This window comes from Blastomonas sp., from assembly GCF_041747255.1.
In the GTDB taxonomy this organism is placed as follows: Bacteria; Pseudomonadota; Alphaproteobacteria; order Sphingomonadales; family Sphingomonadaceae; genus Blastomonas.
Map to the genome: position 1 here is coordinate 1 of NZ_JBGTFM010000328.1, position 2,092 is coordinate 2,092.

The 2,092-nt window shown below is 65.0% G+C and carries 1 protein-coding gene; it reads right to left on the minus strand.

Translation table 11 applies throughout. The features are described 5' to 3' along the window. A partial coding sequence (locus ACEW8G_RS11210; protein ID WP_373488504.1) for a DUF2460 domain-containing protein occupies positions 1-2,001 on the minus strand: 2,001 nt, incomplete at its 3' end. Between the last annotated feature and the right edge of the window lie 91 nt (positions 2,002-2,092).

Consider the following 2,092-nt stretch of genomic DNA (forward strand, 5'->3'; position numbering starts at 1 on the left):
CAGCTGGTCGGACGCGGCTGGCGGGCCAGTTCCAGCGGAACTGTGGTCTGCTGGATCGCGCAGGCGAAAGCCGCGCGCCGGTCCACGCCGGGCACGAAAGAAGGCGACCAATGTCGCGACATCTGCCTCTGACCGCACACCCGGCCCGACATCAAAGCGAATCGCACAATCCGCCCACAGGCTGTTGCGCGTTTCATGACCCGAGGCGGCCTGGAAAATCTGGGTGGAAAACGCTCTGCTGGTCTGAGCTTCACGGCCAATGGCCAGCGGGAACAGCACATCGTCAAACGCCTGCATTGCAGCGTCTCCTTCTGCATCGAAGTCAAAATAGACAAAGCCGTCACGCACCACCTGCGGCAGCGCCCAGATAAGGGATTCGGCAACCCCGCGCGCCTTGCCCGCATCGACGGCTTGGGCAATTGCCGCCCAGACCGCACGATCTTCGGGCAACAGCACAAAGCCGGACATGTAGTGCTGCTGCCCCAGCGGATAGCCGAGCCGCTGTTGCATCACCTGCAGCCCGGTTTTCTGCGTGGCGAAACGCTGTTCGATCACCCAGTCGTAATCTTCGAGCTGCAGCACATCAAAAGCGGGCCAGGCCCAGCCAGTTGGCACATTGGCGCGGCGCGCATCGGGCGCGGCGTCATCGAGCACGGTCGGCAGATACACGAGCAGCAACGTTTCGACGGGCGCGGGTGCAAGCGCATCGCGCACCGCGTGGGCCAATGCGGCGGTCGATTGCGCCAGCAACACCCCCGCCTGATCGAGCATCACCTGCTGCGCCGCGTTCATGGCGCTGCGGATCGTCGGGATCGGCACAGCGACGGGTCCGAACGCGGCCAGCGCTGCATCATCATATAGGCAGATGCGGCCATCGGGCATGATCCACCACCAGGGCTCACCAATCTGGAAGCGCACCGGCAGGCCCGCTTGCTCAAGGATTTCTGCAAAGGCGATGCCGACCGACCTCAAATAGGCCATGGCATCGCCATTGGCGGGGCTGAGCAGTGTCGAGGGCGGCACCCAGCCCGTAAGCGCCGGATCGCCATTGTCGGCGCGCTGCTTCCACGCTGCCGGGCAGTGCGCATCGAACAGCTCGTAGGACAGCGAGACAATCGGGCTAAGCCCCCAGATCGCCGCGTGTTCGGCAAGGCTGCGATGCCACGCGGCGCAGGGCGGGTTGATCGCCATCGCCGCATCGCTCACCAGCAGCGCATCGCCCACGCGATCGAGCGCGAAATAATGGCTCATCCCGACATAGTGATTGAGCGATCCGCGATAGCCGAGGCCGATAACATTGCGGATCAGCCGCGCCGGGGTCTGGTTGAAGCTGTCATCATAAGCGGTGGCCATCGCCAGCCCGTGCGGCGGCACCAGCACATCGCCGATGGGCAGCATCGCCCGCGCGCCATCGCAGCGGATGTCGGTCAGTTCGACCCAGCCAGCGGCGGCTTCGGCGAGCGGTCCAGCCGTGCCGTCATAGCTTGGCGGCACCAGCGAGATGAACATCCGGTCGATGTCAAAGGGATGCACCGGGTCCGCTTCACCCGGCAGCAGGAAGCCGCCCGACAATGACGAGAACGCCAGGCTGATCTGCGCGTCGTCGGGCGTGCCGGTGGCATAGTTCCACAGCCGCACATACCAGCTGCGCTGATCGCCGGATGCATCGCGCCCCTCGATGGTTAGCGTTGGCCCGTGCACGGCATCGAGCGGCTTGACCCCGTGCGAGCGCCAGCGAAAGCTGAGCGTCGTATGTGCATAATCTCGGTCGGTCGCATAGGCGAGCAATGGGTGATCGAAGGTGTCTACGCTGTCCCAGATCAGCCCGGCCAGCGCATCGCGGTCATAAAATACGGTCTCGACGCGCAACGCATCGGGCGCGGTCGTGACCACCGATGCCATCATCGGGCGCGGGAAATTGACCGTCCAGAAACGAGGATCGAAGCGCTGGATATGGTCGGACTGCTGATCGCGGCGTTGCTCGCACAGCCAGAACGGCATGGCCTCAGCCCTCGCCCAGTGCGCGGCGCACCGCGCGTGCCACCTGACGGCTGGATGCCTGCAGCGCCTGCGACGATGACTGGCCGGGCGA